This window comes from Streptomyces cinnamoneus (assembly GCF_002939475.1).
Classification (GTDB): Bacteria; Actinomycetota; Actinomycetes; order Streptomycetales; family Streptomycetaceae; genus Streptomyces; species Streptomyces cinnamoneus_A.
Genome location: NZ_PKFQ01000001.1, coordinates 1,742,502 through 1,761,187, shown reverse-complemented (window position 1 = coordinate 1,761,187; position 18,686 = coordinate 1,742,502). Strand labels below are relative to the sequence as shown.

Sequence of the window (18,686 nt, the reverse complement as noted above, 5' to 3'; positions counted from 1 at the left end):
GTTCCCCCGTACGGAACATGAGGAGGAACGGTCACTGTGTTGGATCCGCAGGGTTTGTACGAATGGGAGCCCAAGGGGCTCGCCGTGGCCGACCTGGCCCTGGCCCAGGACACGGCTGGTCTGGTCATGCTCTACCACTTCGACGGCTACATCGACGCGGGTGACGCGGGCGAGCAGATCGTCAAGCGGCTGCTGGACGGCCAGCCCCACCAGGTCGTCGCCCGCTTCGACCACGACAGGCTCATCGACTACCGGGCGCGCCGCCCCCTGCTGACCTTCCAGCGGGACCGGTGGAGCGCGTACGAGGTCCCGAAGATCGAGCTGTATCTGGTGCAGGACGCCACCGGCGCCCCCTTCTACCTCCTCACCGGGCCGGAGCCCGACGTGGAGTGGGAGCGCTTCGCGGTCGCCGTCCGCCAGCTCGTCGAGCGCCTGGGCGTCCGCCTGTCCGTGAACTTCCACGGCATCCCCATGGGTGTGCCCCACACCCGCCCCGTCGGCCTCACCCCGCACGGCAACCGCACGGACCTCACCCCGGGGCACCGCAGCTACTTCGACGAGGCCCAGGTCCCCGGCAGCGCGGAGTCGCTTGTCGAGTTCCGCCTGGCCGAGGCCGGCCACGACGTCCTGGGCGTCGCCGCGCACGTCCCGCACTACGTGGCCCGCTCCCCCTACCCGGACGCCGCGCTGACGGTCCTTGAGGCGGTCACCGCCGCCACGGGTCTCGTCCTGCCGAACGCCGCGCACGCCCTGCGCTCCGAGGCGTTGCGCACCCAGGAGGAGATCGAGCGTCAGCTGGCCGAGGGCGACGAGGAGCTCGTCGCGCTCGTACGGGGCCTTGAGCACCAGTACGACGCGGTGGCCGGCGCCGAGACCCGCGGCAGCCTCGTCGCCGAGCCCGTCGACCTGCCGTCCGCCGACGAACTGGGCGCGGAGTTCGAGCGCTTCCTCGCCGACAGGGAGGGCGACGGCGGCCGCTGACGGCGGGGGCTATAGCGTGGGGCCCATGCTGAAGGTGGGCCTCACAGGCGGAATCGGTGCGGGCAAGAGCGAGGTCTCGCGGCTCCTCGCGTCGTACGGAGCGGTGATCGTCGACTCCGACAGGATCGCGCGGGAAGTGGTCGAGCCGGGCACGCCCGGACTCGCGGCGGTGGTCGCGGAGTTCGGCCCCGGCGTGCTGACCGCGGACGGCACCCTCGACCGCCCCAAGCTGGGGGCGATCGTCTTCGCCGACGAGACCCGCCTGGCCGCCCTCAACGCCATCGTCCACCCCCTCGTCCGCGCCCGCGCCGAGGCCCTGGAGTCGGCGGCCCCGGCCGACGCGGTGGTGGTCCACGACGTCCCCCTGCTCGCCGAGAACGGCCTGGCCCCCCTCTACGACGTCGTCGTCGTGATCGACGCCTCCCCGGAGACCCGCCTGGACCGCCTGGTCCGCCTCCGCGGCATGACCCCCTCCGAAGCCCGGGCCCGCATGGCCGCCCAGGCCACCCGGGAGGCCCGCCTGGCCGTCGCGGACGTCGTCATCGACAACGACGTCCCCCTGGCGGAGCTGGAGCCGCGGGTGAGGACGGTGTGGGAGGACCTGCGGGAACGGGCCGCGGGATCCCCCACCGAGGGTGAGTGAACGCCGCCCGGTCGGTTCGTCATATCGGGTGAGGGGCCGGGTGCGTCCAGACATGACGCGCCGGGTGGTCGCGGGCCGGTGAGGGCGGGAAGGACGGCCTCCGCGTAGTCCTGCGGCCCGTGCGCCGGCCTGCTCCCTCCGTGCCGTCGACGGCGTGCGCAACGTGGTTTCATCGGGCTCTCCCGTCACCTGCTCCCTGGGGAACCGCCCGTGGCCATGCCGGACATGCTTTCCTCAAGCCCTTTCGCGACTCCGACCGAGCCGCGCTACAAGACGTGGCTCATCGGCGCGGGCTACGTCCTCCTCGGTCTCCTGTGCATGGGCGCGACGGCGACCCAGGCGACGAAGGCGACGGGCGAGGTGGCCCACAAAGGCACCCTGACCGTGGAGAGTTGCACCGTGCGTCACGTGTCCGGGCGGCACGGTGGTGACAAGACGATGTGTGTGGGGACCTTCCGGCCGGGGAGAGGCCCCGCCGTGCGGGACGAGACGGAACTCGAGGGGGACCACATCCCCGGCGAGCACGTGCGCGTGTACCGCGAGGACTACGAGTACCACCTCATCAGCTGGCGGTCCTTCTGGGGCTGGCTGGCTTTCTTCTTCCTGAGCGTGCTGGCGGTGTGCAGGGGCGCGACCACCGCCCTGTCGGGGGTCCACGCCAGGACGGTCGACGAGTTCACCGTTGTCAGGTCCTTGATGGAACGACACCCCGGGGCGCCCTATGTCGCGGCGCTGCGCTGGGCCGGGGCCGGGGGCTTGCTGCTGTGTTTCGTGTTTGCACTGGTGTCGCATTGACTCGGTTTTCTTTTCTGAAGGAGGAGCTGTGGTGGATCTTCGTGTCGACCCCGGGCAGCTGGAAGCGTTTGCGCGACAAATCGGAAGAGCTGCTGAGGACTCGCGGGAGGTCCTGGGTCGCACCCGGGACTTCACCCGCATCTCGGCACGCAACGAGGGGCTCATGGGTTCGGCGATCGGTCATCACACCGAATTACGAAGTGGTGTGCTGCAGGCGCTCCACCGCCTCTCTGAGATCCTTCTGTGCTCGTCGGAGGAGTTGCAGGAATCAGCCGCGTACTACCGCCGGACCGATCGGGCCGTGGCTGCGGCCATGGACGCCGTCCACCCCGGGGAGGGAGCTCAGCTGTGACGCAGTTCGTTGATGTGCGGGAGCCCACGGCCTGCCTGAAGCCACCTGGGGAGCCGGAGGACTTCCTCGATCCGTTGGAATCGATCAACGCCGTGTGCGATGTGCTCACCCCAGGTTCCTGGCTGCTCAAGCTCGCAGAACTGATGCTGCCGAGAGACCCCGTGGCTTGGGCTCAGGAACAGCTCGCCGGAGACTGGAAGGCCTATGCCAAGTGCTCGGAAACATGGCGAAGGGCAGGGCAGGCATGTGACGCCGTCGCACGGAACATCGATGCTGGGGTCAAGGACATCGACGCGACGTGGGACGGAAACGCCGCAGAAGCGGCCCTCCGTTACTTCGACGCCCTACGTGGGGACTTGGAGGAATTCCGCACCTCCCTGCAGGCGATGGGCGACGAGTACCTCGCCGTCGCACAAGCCGTCTCAGCTGCGGGACAGGCCATCGGCGAATGCATCGGAGCCATCACGGACGCGCTCGTCACCGGGGCCATCGCTGCCGCCGCCTCGACCGCGCTCGGCTGGACGGGCTGGGCCGCCGCGATGGGATACGCGCTCGGAGCGCAGGAGGCGCGGGTCATCATCAAGGAATGGGAACGCATGACCAGGCTCATTAACGCCGCCCAACTGGCTATGAACGCCGGCTACGCGGCCATGGGGAGGGTCGGGGGAGAAGCCATGGCCAAGCTCAACACCTTCCCCCTGCCGGGAGCGAGCTATGACCACCCGGCGGTCTGAGGAGCGGAGGCACCATGAGTGAATCAGAAGTGGGCTACGAGGAGTTCCTGAGCCGGGGGCGTGACCATGCGCAGGCCCAGGTCGTGCACAAAGCCCTTCAGCACCTGGCGACCGGAGGAGACGACGACGTCCTCCGGGAAATGGCACGAGAGGTCCTCTCCGGGCGTATCGGTCTTCGTGAGGCCATGCGCGTCGGGGCCTACGCCGACGCGCTGGGCGAACATGTCCAGCCGGTTCGTGCGGCATGGGAGCAGATGCCCCAGGCAGAGCGTGAACAGTACACACATGAAGCCCGCCAGCTTCTGGATGCTTCCGGCGATGCCCTGGGTGAGGGCGTTTCCCTCAGCCGCCGGCAGGAGTCCTGGGACAGGCCCGCGCGTTAGCGCCCCCGCCTCTCCTCCCGCACCGCTTCGTACGGCGGTACGTCCCGTCCCGGCTGGTAGTGCGGGCCCTGCCGGATGTGGCGGATGATCAGGGTCAGGTCCACCACCGTCACGGCCACCAGCACCCCGCAGGCGATCGCCCACCCCGGCTGCCCCGCCAGCGCGAACAGCACGGTTCCGGCGATCGTCCACACCAGCCCGAAGGCCGCCAGCCCGCACCTGAGCCGTAGCGGGCTCCGGGCGGTCATCGGTTCGTTGCCCGTACGCATGACGCACCATCTCCCACTACCAGGATCCACCCGATCCCGTGCGTTCGATCCGGGCGTTTGAAGCGTGCGCGCGTCAGAACAGTGCTCGTTTCAGAACAGCGGCTCCGGCAGCACGCCCTCCAGCGCCAGCAGAGCCCGTTTGATCTCCAGGCCGGGGCCGAAGCCGCCCAGGCCGCCGCCGCTCTCGACGACCCGGTGGCAGGGGACGACTATGGGCAGGGGATTGCTGCCCATGGCCACACCCACCGCGCGGGCCGCGCCCGGTTCGCCGGTGCGGTCGGCCAGGTCCTGGTAGGCGGCCAGGGCGCCGTAGGGGACGTGGGCGAGGAGTTCGCGGAGGGCACGGCGGTTGAAGCCCGAGGTCAGCGACCAGTCAAGGGGGACGGAGAACGTCCGTAGCCGGCCGGCGAAGTAGTCCCCGAGCTGCGCCGACGCCTCGGCGAGCAGCCCGTTGCAAGGGGAGGGCGGTGGGCAGGGGGGCGAGCCCAGCTGCTGGGTCAGGCGGGCGACAGCCGTGGCCGCGGTGCCGGCGTCGGCCCGGAAGACGACGCTGAGCAGGCCCTGCGCCGTCGCGGCCAGCCCCAGCGGGCCGACGGGCGTGTCGATGGTGGTCCACGCCCACGGCCTGGGGCCGGGCGGCGGCAGGGGGCGCTCCGAATCCGTCACGGGATCAAGCGTAGAGCCAAGCGGAAAGCAGCGTCCCTGCCGCCGTCCCCGGGGTCCTCAGAGGATGCCGTCGACGAGGGCGTCCGTGTCGGCGGGGTTCGTCAGTCCGTTCAGGAAGGCGTCGTCGTCGGCGTCCTCGGCCAGCGCCGCCGCCACCTCGTGCGGGGCGTTGCTGATGATCCCGTCGACGCCCTTGCGGGCGAGGGAGACCGCGTCGTCACCGTCGTCGACGGTCCACGCGGAGACCTCCAGACGGCGCCCGTGCGGGCCCTTCAGGGCGTGCACGGAGCGCACCCACGCCTCGGTGACGCTCTTGTAGGACGGGTTGATCTGGTCGGCGAAGGCGGCGTACGAGCGGAGTTCGGAGGGCTTGGGGGCGCCCAGGAATCCCGTCTTCACGTCCGGGCGCAGCTGGTGGACGGTCCGCAGGGAGGCCGCGTCGAAGCTCTGGACGACGAGCCTGCCGTCGACGTGCCGCCGGTCGAGCCAGCCGGTGCGGTCCAGTTCGGCCAGTATCTGCCGCTCGATGCCCGGGTAGAGCTCCGGCGCCTTGACCTCCAGGAGCAGCTTCTGGCGGTTGCGGTCCACGCGGCGCAGGTAGCTGCTCAGGGTGGGGACGCGCTCGCCGGCGAAGCGCGGGGCGTACCAGCTCCCGGCGTCCAGCTTCTGGATCTCCGCGAGCGTGAAGTCGGAGACCTTCCAGGGCGCACGGTCGGGGTAGCGCTGCTCGACGTCCGTCGTCCGGGCCAGGGTGGTGTCGTGCATGACGATCAGAGCACCGTCCTTGGTGCGCTGGACGTCGTTCTCCACCCACCGGACACCCAGTTTCGCGGCTCTGTCGATGGAGGCGAGGGTGTTCTCGGGGGCCCGGGCCGGCACGCCCCGGTGGCCGATGACGACGGGCGAGGAGACGCGCTGGGCCGCGTGGACGGGGGGAGAGGCCACGCCGAGCGACCCGAGGGCGGTGAGCGCCGTGACGGACAGACCGACGAACGCGCTGGTCACGGCGGAGGCGGGGCGAATGCGCATGGAGGCTCCTCGTCTCGTCCTGGCCGGAGGCGGGGCGCGCCCGGCCGGGCGTGTGCGGATGTCGTACCCGGACGCACGGAGAGTCGTACCCCGTGCACGGAGAGTCGTACACGAAACACCTACGCGATCCCGGCGCCCCGTACCCGCCGGAGCCGGGACGCTTTGCCGACATTTCGCCGGCCGTTCGCCTGCCGAACGACCCGTGAACGCCCTGGTCCGGGGCCGCCGGCCAGCCGGGACGCGGCCGGACACGCTGGTTGTCAGTGGTCGGCCGTACCGTGGTCTCATGCGGCCCGTATCGAAGATCGAACGCAAGGTGGCGCCTTTCGAGGTCGTCAGCTCCTTCCAGCCCAGCGGTGACCAGCCCACCGCCATCGCCGAGCTGGAGCGGCGCATCCGCGCCGGGGAGAAGGACGTCGTCCTGCTGGGTGCGACCGGCACCGGCAAGTCCGCGACCACGGCGTGGATGATCGAGAAGCTCCAGCGGCCGACGCTCGTCATGGCTCCGAACAAGACCCTGGCGGCCCAGCTCGCCAACGAGTTCCGCGAGCTCCTGCCCAACAACGCCGTCGAATACTTCGTCTCGTACTACGACTACTACCAGCCCGAGGCGTACGTCCCGCAGTCGGACACCTACATCGAGAAGGACTCCTCGATCAACGAGGAGGTGGAGCGTCTGCGCCACTCCGCGACGAACTCCCTCCTCACCCGGCGCGACGTGGTCGTGGTGGCGTCGGTGTCGTGCATCTACGGCCTGGGCACGCCCCAGGAGTACGTGGACCGCATGGTGCCGCTGAAGGTCGGCCAGGAGATCGACCGGGACCAGCTGCTGCGCCGCTTCGTGGAGATCCAGTACACGCGCAACGACCTCGCCTTCACCCGGGGCACCTTCCGCGTGCGCGGTGACACCATCGAGATCTTCCCGGTCTACGAGGAACTGGCCGTCCGCATCGAGATGTTCGGCGACGAGATCGAGGCGCTCTCCACGCTGCACCCGCTCACCGGCGAGGTCATCTCCGACGACCAGGAGCTGTACGTCTTCCCCGCCAGCCACTACATCGCCGGTGCGGAGCGGATGGAGAAGGCCATCGCGGGCATCGAGGCGGAGCTGGAGCAGACGCTCGCCCGGATGGAGAAGCAGGGCAAGCTGCTGGAGGCACAGCGCCTGCGCATGCGCACCACGTACGACATCGAGATGATGCGGCAGATCGGTTCGTGCTCCGGCATCGAGAACTACTCGCTGCACATGGACGACCGCGAGCCGGGCTCCCCGCCCAACACCCTGCTCGACTACTTCCCCGAGGACTTCCTCCTCGTCATCGACGAGTCGCACGTCACGGTCCCGCAGATCGGCGCCATGTACGAGGGTGACGCCTCCCGCAAGCGCACGCTCGTCGAGCACGGTTTCCGGCTGCCCTCGGCCATGGACAACCGCCCGCTGAAGTGGGAGGAGTTCACCGAGCGCATCGGCCAGACCGTCTACCTCTCCGCGACGCCCGGCAAGTACGAGCTCTCGCGTGGTGACGGCTTCGTGGAGCAGATCATCCGGCCCACCGGCCTGGTCGACCCGGAGGTCGTCGTCAAGCCGACCGAGGGGCAGATCGACGACCTGGTGCACGAGATCCGCACGCGCACCGAGCGGGACGAGCGCGTGCTCGTCACCACGCTCACCAAGAAGATGGCCGAGGATCTCACGGACTATTTCCTGGAGCTCGGCATCCAGGTGCGCTATCTGCACAGCGACGTCGACACCCTGCGCCGCGTCGAGCTGCTGCGCGAGCTGCGGGCCGGCGAGTTCGACGTCCTGGTGGGCATCAACCTGCTCCGCGAGGGCCTCGACCTGCCCGAGGTGTCGCTGGTCGCGATCCTGGACGCGGACAAGGAGGGCTTCCTGCGGTCCGGTACGTCCCTGATCCAGACCATCGGCCGTGCGGCGCGCAACGTCTCCGGTCAGGTCCACATGTACGCGGACAAGATCACTCCGGCGATGGAGAAGGCCATCGAGGAGACCAACCGCCGTCGTGAGAAGCAGATCGCCTACAACAAGGAACGGGGCATCGACCCGCAGCCGCTGCGGAAGAAGATCGGTGACATCGTCGCCACCCTCGCCCGCGAGGAGCTCGACACGCAGGAGCTGCTGGGCACGGGCTACCGCAAGGGTGACAAGGACAAGGCGAAGGCCCCCGTGCCCACGGTGGCTTCCGCCGCGGGCGGCAAGGGCAAGGCGGCGCAGGGCAAGGCCAAGGCGGCCAAGGGTGCGGTGACGCCGACGGACCGGCCGGCGGCGGAACTGGCCCAGCTCATCGAGGACATGACCGACCGGATGCGGGCGGCGGCGGCAGAGCTGCAGTTCGAGGTCGCGGCCCGGCTGCGCGACGAGGTGGGCGAGCTGAAGAAGGAGCTGCGGCAGATGCGCGAGGCCGGCCTCGCCTGACGGCCCGGAAGGGGTGGACGGCGGGCCGTCGTCGCGCCCGGTGCGCCGCTGAGCGGCCCGCTCCGTTCATGTACGGCGCGGGCCTGTTTCCTGACGAACCATGGGCAAAACGGGCCTCGTGCTCAAGGCGGGGCAGAGATGGCGCGGCGAGGCGGATGATGTTGCAAGACCGCCACAAACCCCCCTCGGGTGAGTGTGCTGTGGGCAGCTGTGCATAGGGTCGTTCAAGAAGACCGCGCGATCGGACGTGTGGTCACGGGGACGAACGAACGAGAGAGGGACTGCGCGTGACGGTCAACTTGTCCAAGGGCCAGGGCATCAGCCTGCAGAAGGCCGACGGGGCCACCCTGACCGCGGTGCGGATGGGGCTGGGCTGGCAGGCGGCTCCTCGCCGCGGACTGTTCGGGTCGCGCACGAGGGAGATCGACCTCGATGCCTCGGCGGTGCTCTTCGCCGACAAGCAGCCGGTCGACGTGGCCTTCTTCCAGCAGCTGGTCAGCAAGGACGGCTCGGTGCGCCACACCGGCGACAACCTCGTGGGCGGTGCCGGCCAGGGTGGTGACGACGAGTCGATCCTCGTCGACCTCCAGCGCGTGCCCGTGCACGTCAACCAGATCGTCTTCACGGTGAACTCCTTCACCGGTCAGACCTTCGCCGAGGTGCAGAACGCTTTCTGCCGGCTGGTCGACGAGACCACCGGCCAGGAGCTGGCCCGTTACACCCTGGACGGCGGCGGCCCGTACACCGCCCAGATCATGGCGAAGGTGCACCGCGTCGGCGCCGGCTGGCAGATGACGGCCATCGGCACCCCGGCCAACGGCCGGACCTTCCAGGACCTCCTGGCCGAGATCCAGTCCGTCCTCTGACGGCCGGTTCCGGGCCGCGCCCCGCGTGGCCGGGCCCGGGCCCCGGTGAGGACACGCCCACGTACGTACGCCACACTCTTGCGCCGTACGTACACACATAGCGCAGCGATACGAAACGGGCCCGGCGGAGCATCATCCGCCGGGCCCGCGGGCACAGCGAGCACAGACACATCGAGGGGGAGCGGCGATGACGGCCGAGCTGGTGCGGGGGCAGAACCACCCGCTGTCCGGGACTCGACTGGAGATCCGGGTCTCGGCGGGCCACCCGGTGGTGGCGGGGGCGACGCTCGGTGACGCGGAGGGCCGGGTCCCGGGCGCGGACGGGGTCGCACATCCGGCCGCCCCCCGGCTCCCGGGCGTCGAGGTGTCCCGGCAGGCCGCGGCGGAGCACCGGCTGGCGTTCGACCTGGAGGCGGTCTCCGAGGCCGTGCACCGGGTCAGCATCGTGCTGGCCCTGCCGTCCGGCGTGGGCGGCCCGGTGCGCTTCGGCGCTCTCGCCGCGCCGTTCGTCGCGGTCACGGACCTCGACGGCACCGAGATCGCCAGCTACACCATCACCGACCTGGAGGCGGAGACCGCGGTCGTCGCGGTCGAGCTGTACCGCAGGCAGGGAGCCTGGAAGGTGCGCGCGGTCGGGCAGGGGTACGCGGGCGGCCTGGCCTCGATGCTGGCCGACCACGGGATCCCGCAGGCCGCCGAGCTGGCGGCGAGCATCGACGAGGCCGTCGCCCAGGGCATGGCCCGCGCCGTGGTGCCGCCCCCCGCGCGGCTCGCCACGGGCGAGGGAGCCGGCCGGGGGTCCGCCCCGGCCGCGGACGTTCGCGGGAGCGCGGCGGACGGCCGGTCCGTCCCGGACGCGGCGGCCGAGGCGACCGGCCCCGACGGCCTCGACCCCACGGTGTCCCTGCCCGCCCAGGGGGTGGGTGGTGCGGACGAGGCCCCGGGGCGGCAGCCCGGGGGCGCCTCCGGCCCGATCAGCTACCAGCACCCCGGCCGCCGGACCTCGACGCCCCCGGAGCCGGCCCCGGCCGCCCCGGCCGCCGAGCCGGGCCGGGCCGGCGCGCCCGTGGCGGGCGACGCCACGGGCTGGACCATGAACGAGCGGCTCTACAACCAGGTCTGGGGCATGTTCGAGGACCTGGCCCGCGCGGCGGCGGCCTACCGCAGCGCCGTCGACTTCGCGGAGTCCCGCCTGGAGCAGGAGCTGGACCGGGTGCTCTCCGACCCGAGCACCCGGGTGGGTCCCGCCGCCGACGCCGCCAGGGCCCAGGCGCGCGCCAGGCACGGTGAGCTGATGGACCAGGCGCGGGCCGTGCTCGACCGCGACCTCACCCAGCTGGCCGCCGAGGCCGAGGTCGTCGAGCACGCCCTGCCGCCCGCCTACGCGCGCTGGGACAGCCCCGTCTGGCAGGGCTACCAGGTGCCCCTGGAGCGGCCCATGGCGCTGCGGCTCGGCGATCTGCACCTGCCGGAGCGCAAGGACCTGCGCATCCCGATGCTGGTCCGGCTGCCGCTGGAGCGCGGGCTGTGGATCGACAGCGGCCGTTCCTCGGGCGGGGTGGACGCCGCCCTCGTGGACTCGGCCGAGCTGCGCCGGCTCGCGGTGGACTGCGCGGTGGCGCAAGCCGTGCGGCTGCTGGCCGTCCACCCCGTGGGCGACTACACGGTGCACGTCATCGACCCAGCGGGCTCGGCGGGGACGGCGCTGGCCCCGTTGCTGGAGTACGGGGCCCTCAAGGAGCAGCCGGCGGCCGGTGCCCAGGGGGTCTCGGAGGTCCTGGCACGGCTGACGCGGCGGGTCGACCTGGTGCAGATGGCGGTGCGCAGCGGCGCCGTGGACGCGCTGCCGCCGGACGTCGACACCGCCGAGCAGCTGCTGCTCGTGAACGACTTCCCGCACGGCTTCGACGATCGCGCCGTCACCCAGCTGCGCTACCTCGCCGACGAGGGCCCGGCCGTGGGCGTGCACCTGGTGATGATCGCCGACCGTGACGACGCGCGGGCGTACGGGCCCGTGCTGGACCCGCTGTGGCGTTCCCTGCTCAGGGTCACGCCGGTGCCCGACGACCACCTCGCCGACCCCTGGGTGGGGCACGCCTGGACGTACGAGCCGTCGATGGCCCCCGCCGGCAGCGACGTGGTGCGGCAGGTGCTGTGGCAGGTGGGCCAGGCGCGCCGGGCCTACGGCATCTGAGGTCTGCCCCCTCGGGCGCCGGGCGGCGTCCGAGGGGCGTCGGACGGCTTCCGCGGGGACTTCTCCGAGAAAGGTAAAGGGAAGGGAAGGGCGGTTCAGCAGGGCGTTTGGGATTCTCTTTACTCTTCCTTGGTGTTTCCTGTACTCTTCTGGGGACAGCTCGTACGCCGTACGACATGCCGGAGGAACAGTGGACGTCTCCCTGACCCTGTGGGTGCTGACCATCCTGGGTCTCTGCGCTCTGATAGCCGCCGACTTCTTCATCGGGGGCCGCAAGCCCCATGAGGTCTCCCTCAAGGAAGCCGGCGTCTGGACGGTGGTCTGGGTCGCCCTGGCCGGGCTGTTCGGACTGGGACTCCTGGTCTTCGGCGGCGGACAGCCGGCCGGTGAGTTCTTCGCCGGGTTCGTGACCGAGAAGTCCCTGAGCGTCGACAACCTCTTCGTCTTCGTCTTGATCATGGCGAAGTTCGCGGTGCCGCCGGTGTACCAGCAGCGGGTGCTCATGGTCGGGGTGCTCATAGCCCTGGTGCTGCGGGCCGTCTTCATCGGCGCCGGCGCGGCGATCATCGCCAACTTCTCCTGGGTCTTCTACATCTTCGGCGCGTTCCTCATCTGGACCGCGTGGAAGCTCATCCAGGAGGCGCGGTCGGACGAGGAGGAAGAGGAGTTCGAGGAGAACCGCTTTCTCAAGATGGTCGAGCGGCGCTTCCCGTCGACCGACCGCTATGACGGCACGAAGCTGTTCACCGTCGAGAACGGCAAGCGGCTGATGACCCCGATGCTGATCGTTATGCTGGCGATCGGCACGACCGACGTCCTCTTCGCGCTCGACTCCATACCGGCGATCTTCGGCCTCACCCAGGACCCGTACATCGTCTTCACCGCCAACGCCTTTGCGCTCATGGGGCTGCGGCAGCTGTACTTCCTGATAGGCGGCCTGCTGAAGAAGCTGGTCCACCTGTCGTACGGCCTGTCGGTCATCCTCGGCTTCATCGGCGTCAAGCTCGTGCTGCACGCCCTGCACGAGAACGGCGTCGGGGTCCCCGAGATCAGCATTCCGGTCTCGCTGGGCGTCATCTGCGCCGTGCTGGTCGTCACCACGATCACCAGCCTGCGCGCCTCGGCCAAGCAGGAGCGGGCCGAGGCGGCCGGGGGAGCGGCGGGTCGGCCGACGGCCGGGCCCGACGGGGACGATGCCGTGGAGACCGAGAAGGACCGCGAGGGCGTTCGCGCCTGAAGCCTGAAGCCTGAAGCCTGAAGCCTGAAGCCTGAAGCCTGAAGCCTGAAGCGTGTCGGCCGTCGCGGTCCCCTTTCGCTCAGGCGGGGGCGGGGCCGGTGGCGGCCTTGACCGCCGGGTTGGTCTCGGGGAGGGCGAGGAAGCACCCCATGCTCAGCAGGGCCACGCCGACCAGATAGACGGCGACGCCCCAGGGCGGCCCGTCCCGGCCGGCCAGGGCGGTGGCGGCCAGGGGGGTGACGGCACCGCCCAGGACGCCGGCCAGGTTGTAGCCGACGGCGGCACCCGTGCAGCGGATCCTGGCCTCGTAGAGCTCGGGGAGGTAGGCGCCCACCACGCCGAAGGCGGTGGCGAAGGCCAGCAGCGCGATGACGAAGCCCAGCACCATCAGCGCCGGGCGTCCGGTGCGCAACAGGCCGATCAGCGGGAACATCCACAGGGCGACGGCGGCGCAGCCGGACAGGCACAGCGTGCGGCGGCCGAAGCGGTCCGCGAAGAAGGCGACGAGGGGCGTGGCGACGCCGGAGGCGGCGACGGCCGTCATGATGCAGCCCAGTATCACCGTGCGGTCGACGCCGAGCCGTTCGGTGCCGTAGGCGAGGGACCAGGTGGTCACCGTGTAGAAGAGCGCGTAGCCGATGGACAGGCCGCCGGCGGTGAGCAGCAGGAGCCGCCAGTTGCCGCGGACGACCTCGGCGAGGGGCAGTGAGGCACGGCTCTCGGTCTCGCTGAGGGTGCGGAAGACAGGCGTCTCGGTGAGCCGGCTGCGCAGCAGCAGGCCGACGGCCGCCAGGGCGCCCGCGCCCCAGAAGGGTACGCGCCAGCCCCAGGACAGGAACTGGGCGTCGCTGAGGACGGCGGAGAGGGTCACGGTGATGCCGTTGGCGAGCAGGAAGCCCAGGGCCGGGCCGACTTGGGGGAAGCTCGACCACAGGGCCCGGCGGTGCTCGGGCGCGTGTTCGGCGGTGAGCAGGACGGCTCCGCCCCATTCGCCGCCGAGCCCGAGTCCTTGCAGGAAGCGCAGCAGGAGCAGCAGGAGCGGGGCGGCGACGCCGATGCTGCGGTAGGTGGGCACCAGGCCGACCGCGATGGTCGCGAGGCCGGTCAGCAGGAGCGAGGAGATGAGCACGGGACGGCGGCCGACCCGGTCGCCGATGTGGCCGAAGAGCACCGAGCCCAGAGGGCGGGCGAGGAAACCGATGCCGAACGTGCCGAAGGCGGCGAGGCTGCCGGCGAGGGGGGAGACGGTGGGGAAGAAGAGCGGGCCCAGGACCAGGGCCGCGGCGGTGCCGTAGGTGAAGAAGTCGTAGAACTCGATGGCGGTCCCGACCATGGACGCGGCCGCCAGGCGGAACATGGCCGGGGAACGGTCACGGTGCATGTACTGCCCAACTTCCCTGCGGCGGACAGGAAACGGGGCGTACGGGGGTGTTGGCGGGGGCGTGTGGGAATCGCGCCGTCCGCCTCTCGTGCGGACGGCGCGCTACCCCGGCCGGGCCGGCAGGCCGCGGGCGGGCGTCACCAGCCGCGCTTGCGCCACTCCGCCAGGTGCGGGCGCTCGGCGCCCAGGGTGGTGTCGTCGCCGTGGCCCGGGTAGACCCAGGTCTCGTCCGGCAACTGGCCGAAGAGCTTGGTCTCGACGTCACCGAGGAGGCTGGCGAAGGCCTCGGGGTCGTCGTGGGTGTTGCCCACGCCGCCCGGGAAGAGGCAGTCGCCGGTGAAGAGGTGCGGGTGCCCGTGCGGGTCGTCGTACACCAGGGCGATGCTGCCGGGGGTGTGGCCGACGAGGTGACGGGCGGTCAGCTCGACGCGTCCGACCCGGATGACGTCGCCGTCCTCGACGAGTTCGTCGGTGCCCACCGGGATGCCCTCGGCGTCGTACTTGCCCGCGTAGGTGCGGGCGCCGGTGGCGGCGACCACCTCGCGCAGCGCGCCCCAGTGGTCGGCGTGCTGGTGGGTGGTGACCACCGAGGTGATGCCGCTGTCGCCGATGAGGGAGAGCAGGGTGTGCGGCTCGGCGGCCGCGTCGATCAGCAACTGCTCGTCCGTGGCACGGCACCGCAGGAGATAGGCGTTGTTGTTCATCGGGCCGACCGCGACCTTGGAGATCATCAGATCGGTCAACTCGTGTACATCCGCAGGTCCGCCGACCTGTACCGCTCCGCTGTAGGTCATGGTTTCAGCCTATAGCGGGGGCAGAGCGGGCAGCGGGGCGCCACCGGCTTCCAGGGCGGCGCCGTCGCGCCGTCCGGCCAGCCAGCCCATCAGGTCGGGGGCGGGGCCGGTGACGGTCAGCGCGGTGCCCTCGCCGGCGCCGGTGTGCCACTGGCCGCCGTCGGGTGCGGTGAGCCGCAGGGACGGGAGGCCGGGGTGGCCGGAGAAGCGCTGGGCGAGGAAGTCGATCTCGCGGTGGGTGAATTCGGCCGCCAGGTCCTCCAGCTCGTAGCCGATCCCGAGGTCGACGTGGTGCAGCTCGACCTCGACGAGGCGGCGGAAGGGGACGCGTGAGGCGCTGTCCGTCACGCCGTTGCGCAGGGTGACGGTGCGGTTCCAGTCGGCGGGGGCGGCCGCCGTCGCCAGGAAGCGGGCCGCGGTGTCCCGCAGGTCGGCGAGGTGGGTCTCCAGGGGGCGGGGGGCGCCCCGCTCGATGTCGGTGTCGCGGGCCTCGGCGCTGGGGTACATGGGGCGGCCCTCGAGCACGTTCCCCAGGGCGTCCGCGTTGCGGGCGAGGTGGGCGAGGACGTGGCCGCGGGACCAGCCGGGCAGCCGTGACGCCTCGGCGACGGCGGCGTTGTCCAGTTCGCCGACCGCGGAGAGCAGCCGGTCGGTTGCCTCACGTACAGCGTTCAGGTCGTGCACATGATCAATCATGCGGCCGACGATAGCCGCCGCCACTCCTTCGGGTGAAGGAGTCACACTTCCCCCGTAAATCGAATGTGCGTGCTATATGGTCGAGGGTGGCATCGCGTTACGGCATCCGTGTGTCCCACGGTTGTCAGAGGCCCCCCGTACTCTGGATCGGGGGCGCGGCCCGGCCCACCCCCCTGCTCTTCCAGAGCCGACTCTCAAGAAAGGTGCCGACCGGCGTGACCGACCGTCTCATCGTCCGTGGCGCTCGCGAGCACAACCTCAAGAACGTCTCGCTCGACCTCCCGCGTGACTCCCTCATCGTCTTCACGGGACTCTCGGGGTCGGGCAAGTCGTCCCTCGCGTTCGACACGATCTTCGCCGAGGGGCAGCGTCGCTACGTCGAGTCGCTCTCCTCCTACGCACGGCAGTTCCTCGGGCAGATGGACAAGCCCGACGTGGACTTCATCGAGGGCCTGTCCCCGGCCGTGTCCATCGACCAGAAGTCGACCTCGCGCAACCCGCGCTCGACCGTCGGCACGATCACCGAGGTCTACGACTACCTCCGCCTGCTCTTCGCCAGGATCGGCAAGCCGCACTGCCCCGAGTGCGCGCGGCCCATCTCCCGGCAGTCGCCGCAGGCCATCGTGGACAGGGTGCTGGAGCTGCCCGAGGGCAGCCGCTTCCAGGTGCTGTCCCCGCTGGTGCGCGAGCGCAAGGGCGAGTTCGTCGACCTCTTCGCCGACCTCCAGGCCAAGGGCTACAGCCGCGCCCGGGTCGACGGCGAGACCATCCACCTCACCGACCCGCCCAAGCTCAAGAAGCAGGAGAAGCACACCATCGAGGTGGTGGTCGACCGCCTCACCGTCAAGGACAGCGCCAAGCGCCGGCTCACCGACTCCGTCGAGACCGCCCTGGGCCTGTCGGGCGGCATGGTCATCCTCGACTTCGTCGACCTCCCCGAGGACGACCCCGAGCGTGAGCGGATGTACTCCGAGCACCTCTACTGCCCCTACGACGACCTGTCGTTCGAGGAGCTGGAGCCGCGTTCCTTCTCCTTCAACTCGCCCTTCGGCGCCTGCCCCGACTGCACTGGCATCGGCACGCGCATGGAGGTCGACCCCGAGCTGATCGTCCCGGACCCGGACAAGTCCCTCGACGAGGGCGCGATCAACCCCTGGTCCCACGGCCACACCAAGGACTACTTCAGCCGGCTGGTCGGCGCCCTCGCCGACGCCCTGGGCTTCCGTACGGACATCCCCTGGGCCGGACTGCCCCAGCGCGCCAAGAAGGCCCTGCTCAACGGCCACAAGACCCAGATCGAGGTCCGCTACCGCAACCGCTACGGCCGTGAGCGCGCGTACACCACCGCTTTCGAGGGCGCGGTGCCCTTCGTCAAGCGGCGCCACTCGGAGGCCGAGAGCGACTCCAGCCGCGAGCGCTTCGAGGGCTACATGCGCGAGGTGCCCTGCCCCACCTGTGAGGGCACGCGCCTGAAGCCGATCGTGCTCGCCGTCACCGTGCAGGGCCGCTCCATCGCGGAGGTCTCCGCGATGTCCATCAGCGAGTGCGCCGACTTCCTGCGCGACATGAAGCTGACCGGCCGCGAGAAGAAGATCGCCGAGCGGGTGCTCAAGGAGGTCAACGAGCGGCTGAAGTTCCTGGTCGACGTCGGCCTGGACTACCTCTCGCTCAACCGCGCCGCCGGCACGCTCTCCGGCGGCGAGGCCCAGCGCATCCGGCTCGCCACCCAGATCGGCTCCGGTCTCGTCGGCGTGCTCTACGTCCTGGACGAGCCCTCCATCGGCCTGCACCAGCGCGACAACCACCGCCTCATCGAGACGCTGGTCCGCCTGCGCGACATGGGCAACACCCTGATCGTCGTCGAGCACGACGAGGACACCATCAAGGTGGCCGACTGGGTCGTCGACATCGGCCCCGGCGCCGGCGAGCACGGCGGCAAGGTCGTGCACAGCGGTCCCCTGAAGGAGCTGCTGAGCACCGAGGCGTCGATGACCGGGCAGTACCTGTCCGGCAAGAAGTCCATCCCGACGCCCGACGTCCGCCGGCCCGTCGACCCCAAGCGGCGGATCACGGTGCGCGGTGCCCGCGAGAACAACCTGCGCGACATCGACGTCTCCTTCCCGCTCGGCGTGCTCACGGCCGTCACCGGCGTGTCCGGTTCGGGCAAGTCGACGCTGGTCAACGACATCCTGTACACCCACCTGGCCCGCGAGCTGAACGGCGCCCGGGCCGTTCCCGGCCGGCACACGCGCGTGGACGGCGACGACCTGGTCGACAAGGTCGTCCACGTCGACCAGTCGCCCATCGGCCGTACGCCGCGGTCCAACCCGGCCACGTACACCGGTGTCTTCGACCACGTCCGCAAGCTCTTCGCGGAGACGATGGAGGCCAAGGTCCGGGGCTATCTGCCCGGTCGCTTCTCCTTCAACGTCAAGGGCGGCCGCTGCGAGAACTGCTCCGGCGACGGCACCATCAAGATCGAGATGAACTTCCTGCCGGACGTGTACGTGCCGTGCGAGGTCTGCCACGGCGCGCGCTACAACCGGGAGACCCTGGAGGTGCACTACAAGGGCAAGTCCATCGCCGAGGTGCTGGACATGCCCATCGAGGAGGCGCTGAGCTTCTTCGAGGCGGTGCCCACCATCGCCCGGCACCTGCGCACGCTCCACGAGGTCGGCCTCGGCTACGTCCGCCTCGGCCAGTCCGCGCCGACGCTCTCCGGCGGCGAGGCGCAGCGCGTGAAGCTGGCGAGCGAGCTGCAGAAGCGCTCCACGGGCCGCACGGTCTACGTGCTGGACGAGCCGACGACCGGTCTGCACTTCGAGGACATCAGCAAGCTGATCTCCGTGCTGTCCGGGCTGGTCGACAAGGGCAACACCGTGATCGTCATCGAGCACAACCTCGATGTGATCAAGACCGCCGACTGGGTCGTCGACATGGGCCCCGAGGGCGGCGGCGGAGGCGGCCTCGTGGTCGCGGAGGGCACGCCGGAGGAGGTGGCGGCGATCCCGGCCAGCCACACGGGCAAGTTCCTGCGCGACATGCTGGGCGACCGGGTGAGCGACGCCCCGCCGCTCGCGGAGCCGAAGGCGCCGAAGAAGCGGGCAGCGGCGAAGAAGACGGTGGCGGCGAAGTCCGGCGCCGTGAAGAAGACGGTGCGGGCCCGCAAGGCCTGACCTGTCCGTACGGGGGCGGGGCGGGGGAGGTCCTCCCCGCCCCGCCCTCTGCCGTC

General features: G+C 70.7%; 17 protein-coding genes. 11 read left to right on the top strand and 6 right to left on the bottom strand.

Annotation, left to right across the window (positions count from 1 at the left end; translation table 11 throughout):
- Positions 1 to 36 precede the first annotated feature (36 nt).
- The 6 genes from CYQ11_RS07255 to CYQ11_RS29135 all read left to right on the top strand — a co-directional run bounded on the left by CYQ11_RS07255 (position 37) and on the right by CYQ11_RS29135 (position 3,888).
- On the top strand, positions 37 to 981 hold the full coding sequence (locus CYQ11_RS07255; protein ID WP_099201897.1) for a PAC2 family protein: 945 nt from the start codon (positions 37 to 39) through the stop codon (positions 979 to 981).
- 25 nt (positions 982 to 1,006) lie between these two features.
- Positions 1,007 to 1,624, top strand: a complete 618-nt coding sequence (coaE, locus tag CYQ11_RS07250) for a dephospho-CoA kinase (RefSeq protein ID WP_099201898.1) — start codon at positions 1,007 to 1,009, stop codon at positions 1,622 to 1,624.
- Between the two features lie 210 nt (positions 1,625 to 1,834).
- Entirely contained in the window at positions 1,835 to 2,419 is a 585-nt protein-coding gene (locus CYQ11_RS07245) for a hypothetical protein (RefSeq protein ID WP_099201899.1), read from the top strand.
- A 31-nt stretch (positions 2,420 to 2,450) separates the two neighbouring features.
- On the top strand, positions 2,451 to 2,771 hold the full coding sequence (locus CYQ11_RS07240) for a WXG100 family type VII secretion target (RefSeq protein WP_146104651.1): 321 nt from the start codon (positions 2,451 to 2,453) through the stop codon (positions 2,769 to 2,771).
- Complete coding sequence (locus CYQ11_RS07235; protein ID WP_099197502.1) at positions 2,768 to 3,505, top strand: WXG100 family type VII secretion target; 738 nt, start codon at positions 2,768 to 2,770, stop codon at positions 3,503 to 3,505. The genes CYQ11_RS07240 and CYQ11_RS07235 overlap by 4 nt, the downstream gene beginning before the upstream one ends.
- Positions 3,506 to 3,519: 14 nt before the next feature.
- Positions 3,520 to 3,888, top strand: a complete 369-nt coding sequence (locus tag CYQ11_RS29135) for a hypothetical protein (protein WP_146104650.1) — start codon at positions 3,520 to 3,522, stop codon at positions 3,886 to 3,888.
- Here CYQ11_RS29135 and CYQ11_RS07225 read toward each other — a convergent pair.
- The 3 genes from CYQ11_RS07225 to CYQ11_RS07215 all read right to left on the bottom strand — a co-directional run bounded on the left by CYQ11_RS07225 (position 3,885) and on the right by CYQ11_RS07215 (position 5,852).
- Entirely contained in the window at positions 3,885 to 4,157 is a 273-nt protein-coding gene (locus tag CYQ11_RS07225) for a DUF6343 family protein (protein ID WP_099197504.1), read from the bottom strand. The genes CYQ11_RS29135 and CYQ11_RS07225 overlap by 4 nt on opposite strands.
- 90 nt (positions 4,158 to 4,247) lie before the next feature.
- Positions 4,248 to 4,823, bottom strand: a complete 576-nt coding sequence (locus CYQ11_RS07220) for a methylated-DNA--[protein]-cysteine S-methyltransferase (protein ID WP_240003100.1) — start codon at positions 4,821 to 4,823, stop codon at positions 4,248 to 4,250.
- A 57-nt stretch (positions 4,824 to 4,880) separates the two neighbouring features.
- Positions 4,881 to 5,852, bottom strand: a complete 972-nt coding sequence (locus tag CYQ11_RS07215; protein WP_099197505.1) for a glycerophosphodiester phosphodiesterase — start codon at positions 5,850 to 5,852, stop codon at positions 4,881 to 4,883.
- 286 nt (positions 5,853 to 6,138) lie between these two features.
- Here CYQ11_RS07215 and uvrB point away from each other — a divergent pair, with 286 nt between their 5' ends.
- The 4 genes from uvrB to CYQ11_RS07195 all read left to right on the top strand — a co-directional run bounded on the left by uvrB (position 6,139) and on the right by CYQ11_RS07195 (position 12,583).
- The gene (uvrB, locus tag CYQ11_RS07210) at positions 6,139 to 8,286 is read left to right on the top strand and encodes an excinuclease ABC subunit UvrB (protein ID WP_099201901.1); all 2,148 of its coding nucleotides are present in this window, start codon (positions 6,139 to 6,141) and stop codon (positions 8,284 to 8,286) included.
- Between the two features lie 287 nt (positions 8,287 to 8,573).
- Positions 8,574 to 9,152 (top strand): TerD family protein, encoded by a 579-nt coding sequence (locus CYQ11_RS07205; protein WP_099201902.1) that lies wholly within the window; start codon positions 8,574 to 8,576, stop codon positions 9,150 to 9,152.
- Between the two features lie 187 nt (positions 9,153 to 9,339).
- Positions 9,340 to 11,346, top strand: a complete 2,007-nt coding sequence (locus CYQ11_RS07200) for a TerD family protein (RefSeq protein ID WP_099201903.1) — start codon at positions 9,340 to 9,342, stop codon at positions 11,344 to 11,346.
- Positions 11,347 to 11,536: 190 nt separating this feature from the next.
- Positions 11,537 to 12,583, top strand: coding sequence for a TerC family protein (locus tag CYQ11_RS07195; protein ID WP_099201904.1), 1,047 nt, complete (start codon positions 11,537 to 11,539; stop codon positions 12,581 to 12,583).
- Positions 12,584 to 12,662: 79 nt separating this feature from the next.
- Here the strand turns inward: CYQ11_RS07195 and CYQ11_RS07190 are convergent, their stop codons facing one another.
- The 3 genes from CYQ11_RS07190 to CYQ11_RS07180 form a co-directional block, all read right to left on the bottom strand.
- Positions 12,663 to 13,940, bottom strand: a complete 1,278-nt coding sequence (locus CYQ11_RS07190; protein WP_099202005.1) for an MFS transporter — start codon at positions 13,938 to 13,940, stop codon at positions 12,663 to 12,665.
- A gap of 161 nt (positions 13,941 to 14,101) precedes the next feature.
- Complete coding sequence (locus CYQ11_RS07185) at positions 14,102 to 14,758, bottom strand: MBL fold metallo-hydrolase (RefSeq protein WP_099197809.1); 657 nt, start codon at positions 14,756 to 14,758, stop codon at positions 14,102 to 14,104.
- A gap of 9 nt (positions 14,759 to 14,767) precedes the next feature.
- Positions 14,768 to 15,454 (bottom strand): maleylpyruvate isomerase family mycothiol-dependent enzyme, encoded by a 687-nt coding sequence (locus CYQ11_RS07180; RefSeq protein WP_099197808.1) that lies wholly within the window; start codon positions 15,452 to 15,454, stop codon positions 14,768 to 14,770.
- A 215-nt stretch (positions 15,455 to 15,669) separates the two neighbouring features.
- Between CYQ11_RS07180 and uvrA the strand changes: the two genes are divergently transcribed.
- The gene (uvrA, locus tag CYQ11_RS07175) at positions 15,670 to 18,630 is read left to right on the top strand and encodes an excinuclease ABC subunit UvrA (RefSeq protein ID WP_099201905.1); all 2,961 of its coding nucleotides are present in this window, start codon (positions 15,670 to 15,672) and stop codon (positions 18,628 to 18,630) included.
- Positions 18,631 to 18,686: the final 56 nt, after the last annotated feature.

Coding starts and splice junctions, on each gene's coding strand:
- coaE (WP_099201898.1), top strand. CDS start 1,007: ATGCTGAAGGTGGGCCTCACAGGCGGAATCGGTGCGGGCAAGAGCGAG.
- CYQ11_RS29135 (WP_146104650.1), top strand. CDS start 3,520: ATGAGTGAATCAGAAGTGGGCTACGAGGAGTTCCTGAGCCGGGGGCGT.
- CYQ11_RS07225 (WP_099197504.1), bottom strand. CDS start 4,157: ATGCGTACGGGCAACGAACCGATGACCGCCCGGAGCCCGCTACGGCTC.
- CYQ11_RS07215 (WP_099197505.1), bottom strand. CDS start 5,852: ATGCGCATTCGCCCCGCCTCCGCCGTGACCAGCGCGTTCGTCGGTCTG.
- uvrB (WP_099201901.1), top strand. CDS start 6,139: ATGCGGCCCGTATCGAAGATCGAACGCAAGGTGGCGCCTTTCGAGGTC.
- CYQ11_RS07200 (WP_099201903.1), top strand. CDS start 9,340: ATGACGGCCGAGCTGGTGCGGGGGCAGAACCACCCGCTGTCCGGGACT.
- CYQ11_RS07190 (WP_099202005.1), bottom strand. CDS start 13,940: ATGTTCCGCCTGGCGGCCGCGTCCATGGTCGGGACCGCCATCGAGTTC.
- CYQ11_RS07185 (WP_099197809.1), bottom strand. CDS start 14,758: ATGACCTACAGCGGAGCGGTACAGGTCGGCGGACCTGCGGATGTACAC.
- CYQ11_RS07180 (WP_099197808.1), bottom strand. CDS start 15,454: ATGATTGATCATGTGCACGACCTGAACGCTGTACGTGAGGCAACCGAC.